This window comes from Corynebacterium sp. Marseille-Q2823 (assembly GCF_903645345.1).
In the GTDB taxonomy this organism is placed as follows: domain Bacteria; phylum Actinomycetota; class Actinomycetes; order Mycobacteriales; family Mycobacteriaceae; genus Corynebacterium; species Corynebacterium hiratae.
Genome location: NZ_CAHJXS010000006.1, coordinates 35,943 through 48,135, shown reverse-complemented (window position 1 = coordinate 48,135; position 12,193 = coordinate 35,943). Strand labels below are relative to the sequence as shown.

Genomic DNA, 12,193 nt, shown 5'->3' with positions numbered 1-12,193 from the left:
CTAATCCGGTAACGCGTACGGTGTGGAGCTCACCGCCGTTCCGTATTAGGCAAGCCTTAGCTTAGTACGAAAGTTGGATAGGGGTCAAGAGTAAACTGAAATTTCATGACCCCACTCCCCCTCGGTGCCCGCAGACGCCCACGCGGCGTCTACGAAGACGACTGGTCCGCGCGCCCTACCGCCGAACGCCCCTGGCCGGTTGTCTTGATCCACGGAACCTGCGACAGCAAGGGGATATGGCAGGTTCTCGCAGACATGCTCCGCGCCGCTGGCTGGGCCACCTTCGCCCCTGACTACGGGACCCGCGCCACTGGCCCCCTGCAGGAATCCGCTCGGCAGCTCGACGCCTACATCAACGCCGTCCGCACCGTCACCGGCGCGGAGCAGGTGATTCTCGTGGGCCACTCCCAGGGTGGATTATTGGCTCGGTACTGGATGCGCATGCACGATAGCGCGGAGTTTGTACGGCACGTGGTGTGTATCAGCTCTCCCAATCACGGCACGACCCAGGGTGGAATCGCCAGCCCCCTCTTTCGCAGCGAGAGGCAGGAGGAGGTGGCGCGCTCGCTTATCGACGGCTGGTTTGGCCCCGCCGGCATGCAGCAGGTCACCGGCAGCGAGATTGTTGAGGCCACGAACCGCGGCAGCGAGGTCGAACCCGGGGTGAGCTATACGTGCATCGCCACGCGCGCCGACGCCATCGTGGTTCCACCAAACACCTGTTTCCTCAATGGCCCGAATGTCCACAACGTCTATATCCAGGACATCGAGCGCCTTGCGATTATTCGCCACGAGGATATGCCCATGGATAAACGGGTATGCCAGTTTGTCCTCGAGGAACTGGAGCGGCTCTAGAGCTCCAGCTCGTCGAGAACCGCATCGAAAGCCGGCCCCACCTGGGTCCGCCACAGTGTGTCCACGCGGTCATCCGCGCGCCCTGGCCCTCCATTGATGGTGGCCACGCGCTTGCCCTGTTTCTTTGCCTCCAGAACGAAGCGGAAGCCGCTCATCACCGCCAGCGACGAGCCGGCTACCAGCAGGGAGTCAGACGCGTTGACCATCGCGTAGGCGGCGTCCTTTTTAAAAGTCGGAACGGGCTCGCCGAAATAGACCACGTCTGGTTTGAGGCGCTGTGAGCCGCACCGCACGCAGCCGGGCATGACAAATTCTTCGACCGCTTCTTGGCTGAGGGCAACGTCGCCGTCAGGGTTAACGTCCTCTTTGTTGACTGCCCAGCGTTGCAGGTAAGTCGGGTTGGCTGTGGCGGCGCGGGCGTCGTAGTCCGCGCGTGGTTCTTCGTACCCGCAACTCAAGCACACCACGTGCTGCATGTCCCCGTGCAGGGCAATGAGGTTGCGCTGCCCGGCTTCCTCGTGCAGGCCGTCCACGTTCTGTGTGACGACACCCGTGAGGAGCCCGGCGCGCTCGAGTTCGACCAACGCGTAGTGCGTGCGGTTGGGGTGTGCAGCTTGCATGACCCGCCAGCCGACGAAAGCACGCGCCCAATAGCGGTGCGAGGCCTGCGGATCGTGCAGGAACTCCTGGTAGGTCATGGGGCGGTGCCGGCTGAGGGAACCGCGCGGTCCGCGGTAGTCGGGCACGCCCGATTCCGTGGATACGCCCGCGCCGGTGAGGACCATGACGTTGCCGCGGCGCAGTTGATCGGTGACGGCGTCCAGTGCTTGTTGTGGAGGAGTCGGCTCAGCGATCTCGGCGACGACCCGGGAGATGGAGCGCAACGCGGACTGGTGAGCGTGGGCAACGGCGGGATCCATGGTGCCCCAGCTTACGGGAGAGCCTCCTCGTAGAGATGATCTGAGTCGAGCGCGCCATGGCGCGACCAGCGCGCGTTCCAGCCACCCGGGCGCACCTGCCCCACCATGCGGCGCCCACACAGCTGGCAATAGCGCGGGACGTCCAGGCCCGCCGCGGCCGCCGGGTGCAAGGTGAATTCCTCGCTCAGTGGTTTCCCCGTGTTGGGGTGGAACAGCGGCTCATCGCCAGCAAGGACGGCGGCGGCCAGCTCCGTCGAGCTGTTCATCAGAGCGCCTTGATGGGCAGGTCGATGCGGCCGAGCATGTCGACGTCCTTCTCAATCTGCTTGCCCAGAGTGGTCAGGTAGTTGCCGGCGATGATGGCGTTGATGCCGCCAAGCAGCCCCTTTTCGGTTCCGTCATCACCCAGGGAGAGCTCGCGGCCGCCCGCAAAACGGAGGGTTACAGACGGCATGGCCAGGCGGAAGGCGGCCACGGCGCGCAGCGCCTCACCGAGCGGGACCAGCGGATAGTTCGCGAATGGTGTGCCCGGGCGCGGGTCGAGGAAGTTCATCGGCACCTCGCAGGGCTCGATCTGGGCCAGCTGGTAGGCGAACTCGGCGCGGTCTTCCAGTGATTCGCCCATGCCAATGATGCCGCCGGAGCAGATCTCCATACCGACTGCCCGGACGTTCTCGAGGGTCTCTTTGCGCTCCTCCCAGGTGTGGGTCGTGACGACGTTGGGGAAGAAGGACTTGGAGGTCTCCAGGTTGTGGTTGTAGCGCTGGGCGCCCATGTCCTTGAGGCGCTGGGCCTGCTCGCGGGTGAGGGTTCCCAGGGATAGGGAGATTTCGATATCAACTTCATCGAGGATGGCCGGGATGGCCTCGGCAACCTGGGACAGGAGGTTCTCGTCTGGGGCCTTAACGGCCGCCACAATGCAGAACTCCGTGGCGCCGGTCTTGGCGGTCTTCTTGGCGGCCTCCACCAGCTCCGGGATGTTGAGGCGCGCGGCACGCACGGGGGACTCGAAAAGGCCCGACTGCGAGCAGAAGTGGCAGTCCTCCGGGCAGCCGCCGGTCTTAATGGAGATGATGCCTTCCACGGAGACGTCCGGACCGCACCACTTGAGGCGGGTTTGATGCGCGATGTCCGCAATCTCTTCCAGCTGCTCATCCGGGATCTGAAGGACCTGCAGCAGTTCTTCTTCGTTCAGGCCGATGCCCTGCTCCAGGGCCTTCTCGCGTGCGATATCTACGATGCTCATGCGGGAAACCTTACTTGAACACCGTTCAAGTTGTGGTAAATCCGCGTGTTTTGTTCGGTCCGGACTAACCTCTAGGCCATGGATTCCACGCTCTATGACGACACCCTCGCGCTACTCCAGGAGCTTATTCGCAATGCCTGCGTGAATGACCTCACGCCTGACTCCGGCAACGAGGTCCGCAACGCGGATACTCTGGAGAAGTTCTTCAACGGCACCCCGGTGGAGATTCAACGCTATGAATCGCACCCAGGCCGCGTGACCATCGTGGTGACCGTTCCGGGTGACCCGGACAAGGAGCCGCTGACGCTCATGGGCCACACGGATGTCGTGCCCGTCGACGAGCCCAAGTGGACCAAGCCGCCCTTCGACGCCGTCATCGAAGATGGCAAACTCTACGGCCGCGGCGCGGTGGACATGCTCTTTATTACGGCGACGATGGCGGCGGTGACCAGGGACGTCGCCAAGCGCGGCAATCCCGGCGGCACCCTGGCCTTTGTCGGCATGGCGGACGAGGAGGCCCGCGGCGGTTTGGGCTCCATCTGGATGGACAAGCACCACCCAGAGGCCTATTCGGTACGCAACTGCCTCTCGGAGACCGGCGGTAGCCACCTGCCCGGCGCGCTCGGCTTCAACGTCGGCGAAAAGGGCGCAGGCCAGCGCCGTCTGCACGTACACGGCGATGCCGGCCATGGCTCGACGCCCTTCGGCAAGGACTTTGCCATCGTCAAGATTGGTGAGGTCGCTCGCCGCATCGCTGCTGCCGAGCCGCCCGTGGCTACGGATGAGGTGTGGCAGGGATTCGTCAAGACCTTCCGCTTCGACCCCGCAACGGAGGCAGCGCTTCTCGACGGCTCCGCTACCGCCGCAGATTATGAGAAGTTCGGTAATTTGTCTGCCTACGCCCACGCCTTCTCCCACACGACGATTGCCCAAACCGTCCTGCGCGCAGGTGGCGCCATCAACGTGCTGCCCTCCCACGCCTACCTGGAGATGGACATCCGCCCCTTCCCTGGCCAGACCCAGGAGGAGCTTGATGATTTCCTACGTGAAGCGCTCGGAGATATGGCCGAGGAGGTAGAAATCGAGCACCTTATTACTGAGGACGCCACACAGTCCTCGACTGATACTGAGCTGTGGCGCTGCATTGAAGAGACCGCCCACGAATTCTTCCCAGAAAAGAAGGTGTTGCCGGTACTGGCGACGGGTGGTTCCGACCTGCGCGTGGCTCGTCGCCGCGGCGGCAATGCCTACGGTTTTGCGCTGCATGCCGAGGATCGGGACATGGCCAGCGCGAACTCGCAGCTGCACAGCCACGACGAACACCTGCACTTGGAGGACTTGGAGCTGACCGTGAAGGCGTATTCTTCGCTGGTGGATCGTTTCTTGAGCCGCTAACGCAAACGTGTAAAAGCTGTGGCACAATGTGGCGCATGAGAAAAAAGCTTGTCCTGTGCTCCGTTGCTGCCGCCATCGGCCTGTCCGCTCCTACTGCCTCCGCCGACATGGTGGATGACTACCTGGCCAAGGTCCCGGCCGGCCAGATCTCCTGCGAGCAGGCCACCAAGTACTACACCAACCCGTCCGACTACAACAGCAAGAAGTCCCAGGCGCTCGCTGCCGCTAACTTCCACCCGCGCGGCGGCGAGATCCGCGACGCCGTCGCCCGCGCCGACGAGGCCATCGCGCGCTGCGGCCTGAATGGCGGCGGTGGCAACGCTGCTAACAATGGTGGTGCCCCAGCCAACAACACTGCCCCAGCTAACAACACCGCGCCTACCAACAACGGTGGTACCCCAGCCAATAACGGCAATAAGGCCCCGACAAACAACGCTTTTCCGACGATTCCAGTGACCTTCGGAACCTTCACCATCTACGTCCCGGATATCGTGGCGTACCTCAAGACCCTCGTCGAGGGCACCCCGCTGGCCCAGCTTTTGCCGTAGAAAACTAGCGGAAATACGTCCCCGCGTGCAGCGCGCAGCCGGTATTGAAGGCATGCCCGCACGCGGGGCATTTGTATGACGAATACTCAGCGTATGTCATCGTTCGGCCGCAGGCCCCGCACATGACGCAGAGCTCGTCCTTCGGCATGGGTCCAAAATCATGATCCGTTAACTCCGCGTGGCAGAGCGAACACGCGAACCAGCCGCCGCAGGTGTGGCACTTGTTCGCAACGACGTCGACTAGCGTGTGCCAGTGGCGGCACCGGCCCTCCGCGTCAATCGCTCCGTGGATCATGGCCACGACTCTAACAGCCGCGCCATCGCCCGGTGGGCCGGCGTGATGTCCATGCGCAGGCGGCTCTCCAGCAATTCCGCAGGGAAATCAGCGGGGAGAAGCTGTGCGGGGAAGGGCGGGGTGCGGCGCAGCGCCGCGAAGGCGGCGGCGTGGCGGCGCGTAGTTTCGACGACGATGCCAACGTCATCGGTGGGCAAAGGGGGGACGTCGCCCAGCGCGCTAATACGAGCAGCACTATCCTCAAGGTCCCACGCGGTGGCAATAACGTCGCGAGCAGTGTCCTCATCCACGGACCAGGTGCCGATAAAGGTTTTCTGCGCCCACTCCCCCGGCGCGTGGGCGCCCACCAGGACTCCGGGCCGCAGCTGCCGGAAACCGCTGGCATGGGCGGCGCGCAGGAAGGCATCTTTCTCCGCACGGCGATCCTCGCCGATATCGAAGATCACCGTGTGAAACGCCCCCTCCCACTGGAAGTCGCGCGGCGAACCTAGGTGACGAAACTCCGCAAGGTAGTCCCCCACCATGGAATACACGGAACAACGCCCCGCTCGGCGCGAGGATAGGTCGCCCGCGCGCACCATACGGGATAGATACGTGCGCGCACCGGCCGGCGACAGACCCAGCCCAGTGAGGATCGGTGTCAGCACAGGCCCGGGGAGCTCCTCGCGGCGGGCCAACCCACAGAGGTATCCAAAAGTTCCTGGTCCAACGTCAGCCATGCCCCAACCCTAGGGTTTTTATGTGTCAGAAACAAACCGATTCGTATGTTTTGTGGCACACTATGTGGCATGAGTCTCAATCCACGCCTGCTCAACTTCCTCATCCTCGGCGTCTTCGACGTCGGCCTGGCCATCCTGCTATTCCAGATCGTCGATTCCACAACCAACAACCACGTCTATGCCTACCTGGCCGCCAGCATCGGCCCCCTCGTCGGCGGCATCATCCAGCATGTGCGCCAGAAGTCTTTTTCTGGGATTTCTGCGTTGATCCTTGCCTTCAACGTTGCTGCGGCGTTGGCCACGCTGGTCGGTGGCACCGATGAGCGCCTCCTGCTAGTTAAAGGCAGCGTTGTTACCGGCATTATTGGCTTGCTCTTCCTCGGCAGCCTGGCCCTTGGAAAGCCCCTTGCCTTCTACTTTGGCCAGCGCTTTGGCACCGACGGCACAAAGGAAGGCGTCGCCTACTGGAACGGGTTGTGGAAATACCCGACCTTCCGCGCCTCCCAGCGCTACATCACCATCGTGTGGGGCGTCGTGTTCCTGCTCGAAGCCATCATCCGCGTCGTCGCCGCCTATTCCCTCCCCTTCACCACCGCCTACTGGCTGTCGAATGCGTTGCCCTTCGTGGCCCTCGCTATCTGCCTAACGGCCACCTTCGCCATTGCTGCACGCGCCCGCAAGTCCGCGCCGACCCCGGCCTAGCGCGTGAGCCCCCACAGAATCTGCTCGTGCACGCGCGGGTCATGGGGCAGCTGCCCATGTTCGACCGGGGCCGATTCCACGTTGACCACATCCGCCCCCGGAACAGCGCTCAGCTCAGAGGTCTGATTCGGCGTCACAGTGCTATCCGCCGGCGAGTAGATGGAGGTATAGGTGAGGCCGGACGCGGTGTCCGGCAACTGGTTGAGATTCTCCATGAACTCCGAACCCTCCAACTGTTGAATGCCGGCGCTGGTACCCACGAATTTGACCACGCTGGGGGCAATTTTGGCTGCCGTGCTTAGCGACGTTGCTCTGCCACCCCACGTCGTCCCGTGAAAATTCGCGCCGATGGTGACCACGCGGTTCACTTCATCGGGCGAACCGTAGAGCTGGGTGAAGGTCTTGGTGTGCAGGCCGCCCTGGGAGAAGCCCACGAGGTTTACTTTGTGTGCTCCGGTGACCTCCCGGATGTGCTCTATCTGCCTGGCTATTTCGCGCCCAGAGGATTCTAGATCCGAAATCCCCTTCAGGTAGTCATAGGCGTTCTGGTAGGCCACGTCCTCGGCGCCATAATCGAAGGCCCAGACGCACATGCCCTGGTCCTTGAGTGTCGGGATGAGGTCGTTCCACTCAGCCGAGTTAGCCGAGGTTCCGTGCAGCAAAACGACCGGCTCGGTAACAGGACCCGTGGGCTGGCAGTCGGGATCGTTGATGCCGAGACCCTGCGCGGCGGAGGTCTCCATGGTTTGAGCATGGGCCGGAACGGGGGCCGCAGTGGCGAGGAGAATAGCGAGGAAGGCACGCTGCAGGAAGCCGTTTTTCATAAGGAGACAGCTTATCGCCGATCCCTGAGCATCTGCTGTACGGTTCCTGTATGCCTGCCGAACTACCAGGAGGAAAGGCTGCTCAAGCTGCTGGAGCGCTTGGATTCTTTCTTTTGGGTCTGGGCGTGTTTCTTTGCTTCCTCGAATGCTGCGGGCGAATCGAAGTCATCGTAGCTATCCATCAGCGTTCGCAGAGACTGCAGATTCGGATAGATTTCGCTGTGCCACATGTGACGGCGCGTGCCATCGGTGCACTCCTCGTTTTCTTCACCGCCGGTGTGCACCGCGAAGATCATGGTGTCCTGGTAGAGCGGCGCGCCGGAATCTCCGTTGCACGTGCGCGAAGCAAACATGGAGCGCGATCGGATGAGATTATCGAAATCGTAGCCTTGAATCTCCCCAGCGACCCCAGTCTCTTCGACGCGGACCACGGCCTCAGAGGCAAAATTGTGCATCCCTCCGTAGCCCACGAGGAAGAGCGAGTCATTGACGCGCAGTGGCCGCGAGGGCAACTCGAAGGCTTCCGCGTCCATGGGTTCCGCTTTCAGCAGGGCGACGTCCGACTTCTCTGCTACCGGGGTGGAGGCGAGCACCTTGGCGTTGTCACCATCCGCCTGCGTGAGACGCAGGTCGCGGCCCAAGCAGTGTGAAGCAGTAAGCCACCAATCATTGCCGATGTACCCCGCGGAGCACTCGCGTTTGCCGTTTCGCCACAGCGCCGCGACGCGGTCATCGCTGGCTGCAACCGTGCTCGTTGCCTGTAGAACCCCGGGGACGTTCGCAGAAGTGGGGGCGCCAAACAGGGAGGACGTCACTGTCACGATGATGGAGAGCAAGGAAGCGAGAATACCAGGGAACACAAGGCGTAACTCTATCAGTGAAATCGCATGCGTGCTCACCGCACACCACGGCATATCATTAGGACCTGTGATGAAGCGATTTCTCTCTCTTGCCGCTGCACTCTTCTTTCTCAGCGGCTGTTCCTCTCTCGACGTTGAATCCACCCCTGCGAGTGAGACGTCGCAAACAGCGAAGACGCCCACGCCCACCCCCCGCTACGGAGGAAAACGTCGAAGGCGTCAACATAGATCAACCACAAGAGGAAGTCATCGGCTTCACCGAGGCCCCCGGCGCGGCGCAGCCTACTCCGATGGAGAAAACCATCGAGTCCTGCGGTGATGTCTCGCTGCACGAAACCGGTACGACATTCTTCAGCGATGGAACCTCTGGCTGGACGCAACAGTGCTCAGACGAGATGCTGGCTGCGAATCCTCCAGTTCAAGAAGCCGCCGCGGTGTATGAAGCACCCGCCGTGCAGGAGAACTACGTTCATCCCGGTGCGTATTGCAGCGGCGGAAGCGGCGTATCAAAGAGAGGTGTCCCGATGACATGCGCACCCGCTTCTGATGGCAGGATGCGCTGGCAAAGCGCGTAACCTCATTCCGGCAGTTGAGGGCCTTTACCCTTCTTCCACAACGCAAAGGCGATGCCTCTGCGGATCAGTGCTGAAAGCCCCACGGGTAGGCAGCACAGGAAGGGCAAAGCGATGAGCATCTGGCCGACCCAGCCGAAGAGACCAACCGCCCCGATAACGACGAAAACGGCATCTAGGCGGAAATCTGTAATGTCCTTCCGCTGCATGGGCAGGGAAATAAGGTAGGCAATTCCCAGAAACACGAGTGCGGGAAGAACCACAAAGACCGCAAGGAAGCCACTTTCAGCATCAGTTCCTTGCGTATCGACGAAAAAGACGGCCACCAGCAGCCCAACAAACACGAACTCCACAAACGGTAACCGCAGCACTGGGAAATCTATAAGCCGCGGTGGCTGGGCGGAAGCGGGGCCGAACATACCGACAGTCTAGGCAAAATCATTTCCGCGTGGGCTTCGCCAAAGCTTTTAAGCCTTGCGGAGCGTGAACTCAACGACGTCGACTTCGTCGTCCTCAGCTAATCCGGGATAGTGAGTATCAAGCGCTTCTTGGAGCTCAGCAAGAGAGCCAAAGCCATCTCTTCGGGCTTGTTCCTCCGTCAAGGACCTCCGCTGGGTAGAAACAACTGACGTGACCGCTGCGGGAATGGTGACGACCTCTCCGGATTCTTTCTCAAAGACAATCTGGGCGGTTCCTTCATGGAAGGGATCATCCACCCGAATGGTTTGTTGCTTTTCTCCGCTTCGAATTGATTCCTCGTAGCCTTCCCACATATAGATGCGTTGCTCTTTGTCCATGTCACGCCAGCTATATGCGAACGGTAAGAGCTCTTCCACGGTGAGTGCTTCAAGTCCATTGCTTCCGCGCACAATGCACCGGATAGACGGATCAGTATCAAATAGCACTTGGCGGCACTTTCCACAGGGCGAAAGCACCTGGCCAGTCGGGCCGTGGACGGCGACTACCGCTCGGATGGGATCCTCGGGATGACTAGCAGCGTGGTTAGCTAAGGCCGAGATTTCACCACAGGGGCCACCGAGAAAATGATATGCGTTTAAACCGAGCACGTGTTTGCCGGATTCGGTCAGGAGGGCTGCGGCTACGGTGTGATCTACCCCGTCGTGGAAACGCTGCGCATGGGTCGTGGCTGCGGTCAGTAGTTCTCGGAGTTCATTAGTAATCATCCTTCAAAGGTAGCTGCTACTGCCACAACTCCCAAGCCCAAGGGATCACAAATCTGTCGCTGTCATTCACGGTAAATAAGGGCGAAAAACTTCGAATTTCTGGCCGCTATAATTCCCCGAAGATACCAATAACCCCGGCGATTTACTCCTACTTTCGTAGTGCAGGGATCGTTCCGGGGTTTTCAAAGCGCACATTATCATATCCATATGGATAATCCAAGCCCAGCCCAAGTACAGCTGTCCCAGTGGTTTTCATCTGCGCGAATGAGCAGGTACGCCGATCATCCATCACCAGAAACGCTCTACCTTTGGAATACTCACCTCACGAAAACCTATCTCGCAGACATCGAACACCTCGAAGTACTCCTCCGAAATAGCATTCACAATGCCCTAACCGGAAGGTACGGCGAGCGATGGTTTGACGACGATCGAATCCCTTTCAACGATGCAGCGAAGAAGAATATCCGCAAAGCGAAGAAACGGGCCGGGAAGGAAGGTGCACCACCAGGAAAAATCATCGCTGAACTCAGCTTCGACTTCTGGCGTTTCCTCTTGAGTAGTCACTATCAGGCGAGTATCTGGCCCCAGGTAAAGAAGGCGTTGAAGAGAACGCCTGACAGTAGACAGCAGTTTGAAGAACTTGTAGTCATTGTTTACAAAATGAGGAATAGGTGCTCTCACCACGAATCAATCGTTCAACAGCGCGATAGAGCCCGTGAAGTCGCACATCTCGACTCCGTTGATAACGCTATTCAAGAAGTAGCGGACTTCATTGATCCTCACGCCGCGGTATGGATCAAAGACAATTCACGCGTCCCCGCTATACGGGCACAACGACCTTAATCCATTGACGCTTTCTTGATACGTCGTACTGGCCTAGCGAACTCAGGCCACTGAAAAAGAAAAATCTCGAGACACCGACCGGAACGATGTCTCGAGACTTCACAGCGTGCCCGGGGCGGGACTTGAACCCGCACGTCCTATAAGGACACTGGCACCTGAAGCCAGCGCGTCTGCCAATTCCGCCACCCGGGCAGGGTATTGATGTCTTGGCGACTAGCTAACCTTAGCACGCAGTCCAACAGATTCTACAAATCCGCTGGCAAACCCGAACTTTCCAGGGAACTATAGGCCGCGCGTCTACGTTAATTAGAGGAAAGCAACCTATACTGATCGCTGCTATACCTCTCCCTTGAACATCCCGAAAGGAGGACGGCCCTTCCTATGGCATTGCTAGATAAGCTCGCCAAGCTGGATTCTTCCCTGCAACGCGGACTGGACAACGGCATGGCCTTTGTCTTCGGCGGAAAAGTCGTCCCCGCAGAGATTGAGGAGCTTCTCAAGCAGGAGGCACAAGACAATCTGTCCCGCGGTGATGATGGCAAGCTTTATAGCCCCAACGTCATGACCGTCGGCGTGTCCTCCAAGGACATCGAGAATCTCTCACAGGACCCGGATGTTCCCAAGGATCTAGCTGATCAGCTCACCCGCTTCATCCGTAACAGTGGCTGGTCCCTCGCCGGGCCGGTCATCGTCCGCATCGCGGAGGAGTCGGGGCTGCGGACTGGGCAGTTGCGCGTGTCCTCTTTTTTGGATCACGAGCCCACCGAAGAAACCGGATTCGATGCGATTTTCCACCACGACCATGGTCAGGAGGACTCTATGACCCAGCCGCACAACGCCGACGAGGCCGCAACCACCGCCTTCATGGCCCCCACCCCGAATCAGCCGGCGCCGCAGGGCCCGGCGGTGACGCTCATGTTGCAGGACGGCTCCTCCCGCGTCTACCACGTGCAGGAGGGTTCCAATATTCTGGGCCGCAGCAACGACGCGGACCTGCGCCTGCCGGATACCGGTGTCTCCCGCCAGCACGCGGAGATCACCTGGAACGGCCAGGACGCCGTGTTGGTGGACCTGCAGTCCACGAACGGCACCACCGTCAACGACACCCCGATTGAGAACTGGCTGCTTGCCGACGGCGACGTGATCACCCTCGGCCACTCCCACATCGAGGTGCGCATCACCGGCCTCGAAGACCACGGCTACTAAGCCGCCCGGCAATTGTTCCCAGAT

The 12,193-nt window shown here is 60.6% G+C and carries 16 protein-coding genes and 1 tRNA gene; 7 read left to right on the top strand and 10 right to left on the bottom strand.

The genetic code is table 11. The annotated features are described in order from the left end of the window. Positions 1-105 precede the first annotated feature (105 nt). A complete protein-coding gene (locus HWX44_RS08300; protein ID WP_049156683.1) occupies positions 106-855 on the top strand; it encodes an esterase/lipase family protein in 750 nt (249 codons plus the stop codon). Here HWX44_RS08300 and HWX44_RS08295 read toward each other — a convergent pair. Genes HWX44_RS08295 through bioB form a run of 3 tightly spaced genes read right to left on the bottom strand, consistent with a single transcriptional unit; the run spans position 852 to position 3,021 of the window. Further along, entirely contained in the window at positions 852-1,775 is a 924-nt protein-coding gene (locus tag HWX44_RS08295) for a Sir2 family NAD-dependent protein deacetylase (RefSeq protein ID WP_049156682.1), read from the bottom strand. The two genes, HWX44_RS08300 and HWX44_RS08295, sit on opposite strands and share 4 nt — an antisense overlap. Before the next feature lie 11 nt (positions 1,776-1,786). Then, complete coding sequence (bsaP, locus tag HWX44_RS08290) at positions 1,787-2,041, bottom strand: biotin synthase auxiliary protein BsaP (protein WP_175974136.1); 255 nt, start codon at positions 2,039-2,041, stop codon at positions 1,787-1,789. After that, positions 2,041-3,021, bottom strand: a complete 981-nt coding sequence (bioB, locus tag HWX44_RS08285; protein WP_046648630.1) for a biotin synthase BioB — start codon at positions 3,019-3,021, stop codon at positions 2,041-2,043. Before bioB ends, bsaP begins: the two co-directional genes overlap by 1 nt. Positions 3,022-3,099: 78 nt before the next feature. Here bioB and HWX44_RS08280 point away from each other — a divergent pair, with 78 nt between their 5' ends. After that, positions 3,100-4,416 (top strand): M20/M25/M40 family metallo-hydrolase, encoded by a 1,317-nt coding sequence (locus HWX44_RS08280; protein ID WP_070512799.1) that lies wholly within the window; start codon positions 3,100-3,102, stop codon positions 4,414-4,416. A 35-nt stretch (positions 4,417-4,451) separates the two neighbouring features. After that, on the top strand, positions 4,452-4,964 hold the full coding sequence (locus HWX44_RS08275) for a hypothetical protein (protein ID WP_369816116.1): 513 nt from the start codon (positions 4,452-4,454) through the stop codon (positions 4,962-4,964). A 4-nt stretch (positions 4,965-4,968) separates the two neighbouring features. On the opposite strand, the gene HWX44_RS08270 is transcribed toward HWX44_RS08275, so the two are convergent. Together HWX44_RS08270 and HWX44_RS08265 are read right to left on the bottom strand one after the other, a co-directional pair. Next, positions 4,969-5,259: a CHY zinc finger protein gene (locus HWX44_RS08270; RefSeq protein WP_070681629.1), complete on the bottom strand. Its 291-nt coding sequence runs from the start codon at positions 5,257-5,259 to the stop codon at positions 4,969-4,971. After that, entirely contained in the window at positions 5,256-5,978 is a 723-nt protein-coding gene (locus tag HWX44_RS08265) for a PaaX protein (RefSeq protein WP_118783644.1), read from the bottom strand. Before HWX44_RS08265 ends, HWX44_RS08270 begins: the two co-directional genes overlap by 4 nt. Positions 5,979-6,047: 69 nt before the next feature. Between HWX44_RS08265 and HWX44_RS08260 the strand changes: the two genes are divergently transcribed. Then, a complete protein-coding gene (locus tag HWX44_RS08260) occupies positions 6,048-6,680 on the top strand; it encodes a VC0807 family protein (RefSeq protein ID WP_070681632.1) in 633 nt (210 codons plus the stop codon). Here HWX44_RS08260 and HWX44_RS08255 read toward each other — a convergent pair. Together HWX44_RS08255 and HWX44_RS08250 are read right to left on the bottom strand one after the other, a co-directional pair. Further along, positions 6,677-7,504, bottom strand: coding sequence for a lipase family alpha/beta hydrolase (locus tag HWX44_RS08255; RefSeq protein WP_070681636.1), 828 nt, complete (start codon positions 7,502-7,504; stop codon positions 6,677-6,679). The genes HWX44_RS08260 and HWX44_RS08255 overlap by 4 nt on opposite strands. A gap of 62 nt (positions 7,505-7,566) precedes the next feature. Then, complete coding sequence (locus HWX44_RS08250; protein WP_175974134.1) at positions 7,567-8,364, bottom strand: trypsin-like serine protease; 798 nt, start codon at positions 8,362-8,364, stop codon at positions 7,567-7,569. A gap of 290 nt (positions 8,365-8,654) precedes the next feature. Here HWX44_RS08250 and HWX44_RS13305 point away from each other — a divergent pair, with 290 nt between their 5' ends. Continuing rightward, complete coding sequence (locus HWX44_RS13305) at positions 8,655-8,939, top strand: hypothetical protein (RefSeq protein WP_230308947.1); 285 nt, start codon at positions 8,655-8,657, stop codon at positions 8,937-8,939. Positions 8,940-8,941: 2 nt separating this feature from the next. Here the strand turns inward: HWX44_RS13305 and HWX44_RS08240 are convergent, their stop codons facing one another. Beyond that, complete coding sequence (locus tag HWX44_RS08240) at positions 8,942-9,355, bottom strand: hypothetical protein (protein WP_175974132.1); 414 nt, start codon at positions 9,353-9,355, stop codon at positions 8,942-8,944. A gap of 48 nt (positions 9,356-9,403) precedes the next feature. Beyond that, positions 9,404-10,120: an ASCH domain-containing protein gene (locus HWX44_RS08235; protein ID WP_175974131.1), complete on the bottom strand. Its 717-nt coding sequence runs from the start codon at positions 10,118-10,120 to the stop codon at positions 9,404-9,406. A gap of 207 nt (positions 10,121-10,327) precedes the next feature. On the opposite strand from HWX44_RS08235, the gene HWX44_RS08230 reads away from it, so the two are divergent. Next, a complete protein-coding gene (locus tag HWX44_RS08230) occupies positions 10,328-10,963 on the top strand; it encodes an Abi family protein (RefSeq protein ID WP_070546042.1) in 636 nt (211 codons plus the stop codon). 107 nt (positions 10,964-11,070) lie between these two features. Here HWX44_RS08230 and HWX44_RS08225 read toward each other — a convergent pair. Further along, positions 11,071-11,155, bottom strand: a tRNA-Leu gene (locus tag HWX44_RS08225). A 189-nt stretch (positions 11,156-11,344) separates the two neighbouring features. On the opposite strand from HWX44_RS08225, the gene HWX44_RS08220 reads away from it, so the two are divergent. Then, positions 11,345-12,169 (top strand): DUF3662 and FHA domain-containing protein, encoded by an 825-nt coding sequence (locus HWX44_RS08220; protein ID WP_175974129.1) that lies wholly within the window; start codon positions 11,345-11,347, stop codon positions 12,167-12,169. Positions 12,170-12,193 lie beyond the last annotated feature (24 nt).

Coding starts and splice junctions, on each gene's coding strand:
- HWX44_RS08295 (WP_049156682.1), bottom strand. CDS start 1,775: ATGGATCCCGCCGTTGCCCACGCTCACCAGTCCGCGTTGCGCTCCATC.
- HWX44_RS08235 (WP_175974131.1), bottom strand. CDS start 10,120: ATGATTACTAATGAACTCCGAGAACTACTGACCGCAGCCACGACCCAT.
- HWX44_RS08270 (WP_070681629.1), bottom strand. CDS start 5,259: ATGATCCACGGAGCGATTGACGCGGAGGGCCGGTGCCGCCACTGGCAC.
- HWX44_RS08240 (WP_175974132.1), bottom strand. CDS start 9,355: ATGTTCGGCCCCGCTTCCGCCCAGCCACCGCGGCTTATAGATTTCCCA.
- bsaP (WP_175974136.1), bottom strand. CDS start 2,041: ATGAACAGCTCGACGGAGCTGGCCGCCGCCGTCCTTGCTGGCGATGAG.
- HWX44_RS08230 (WP_070546042.1), top strand. CDS start 10,328: ATGGATAATCCAAGCCCAGCCCAAGTACAGCTGTCCCAGTGGTTTTCA.
- HWX44_RS08220 (WP_175974129.1), top strand. CDS start 11,345: ATGGCATTGCTAGATAAGCTCGCCAAGCTGGATTCTTCCCTGCAACGC.
- HWX44_RS08275 (WP_369816116.1), top strand. CDS start 4,452: ATGAGAAAAAAGCTTGTCCTGTGCTCCGTTGCTGCCGCCATCGGCCTG.
- HWX44_RS08300 (WP_049156683.1), top strand. CDS start 106: ATGACCCCACTCCCCCTCGGTGCCCGCAGACGCCCACGCGGCGTCTAC.
- HWX44_RS08255 (WP_070681636.1), bottom strand. CDS start 7,504: ATGAAAAACGGCTTCCTGCAGCGTGCCTTCCTCGCTATTCTCCTCGCC.
- HWX44_RS08260 (WP_070681632.1), top strand. CDS start 6,048: ATGAGTCTCAATCCACGCCTGCTCAACTTCCTCATCCTCGGCGTCTTC.
- HWX44_RS13305 (WP_230308947.1), top strand. CDS start 8,655: ATGGAGAAAACCATCGAGTCCTGCGGTGATGTCTCGCTGCACGAAACC.
- bioB (WP_046648630.1), bottom strand. CDS start 3,021: ATGAGCATCGTAGATATCGCACGCGAGAAGGCCCTGGAGCAGGGCATC.
- HWX44_RS08265 (WP_118783644.1), bottom strand. CDS start 5,978: ATGGCTGACGTTGGACCAGGAACTTTTGGATACCTCTGTGGGTTGGCC.
- HWX44_RS08280 (WP_070512799.1), top strand. CDS start 3,100: ATGGATTCCACGCTCTATGACGACACCCTCGCGCTACTCCAGGAGCTT.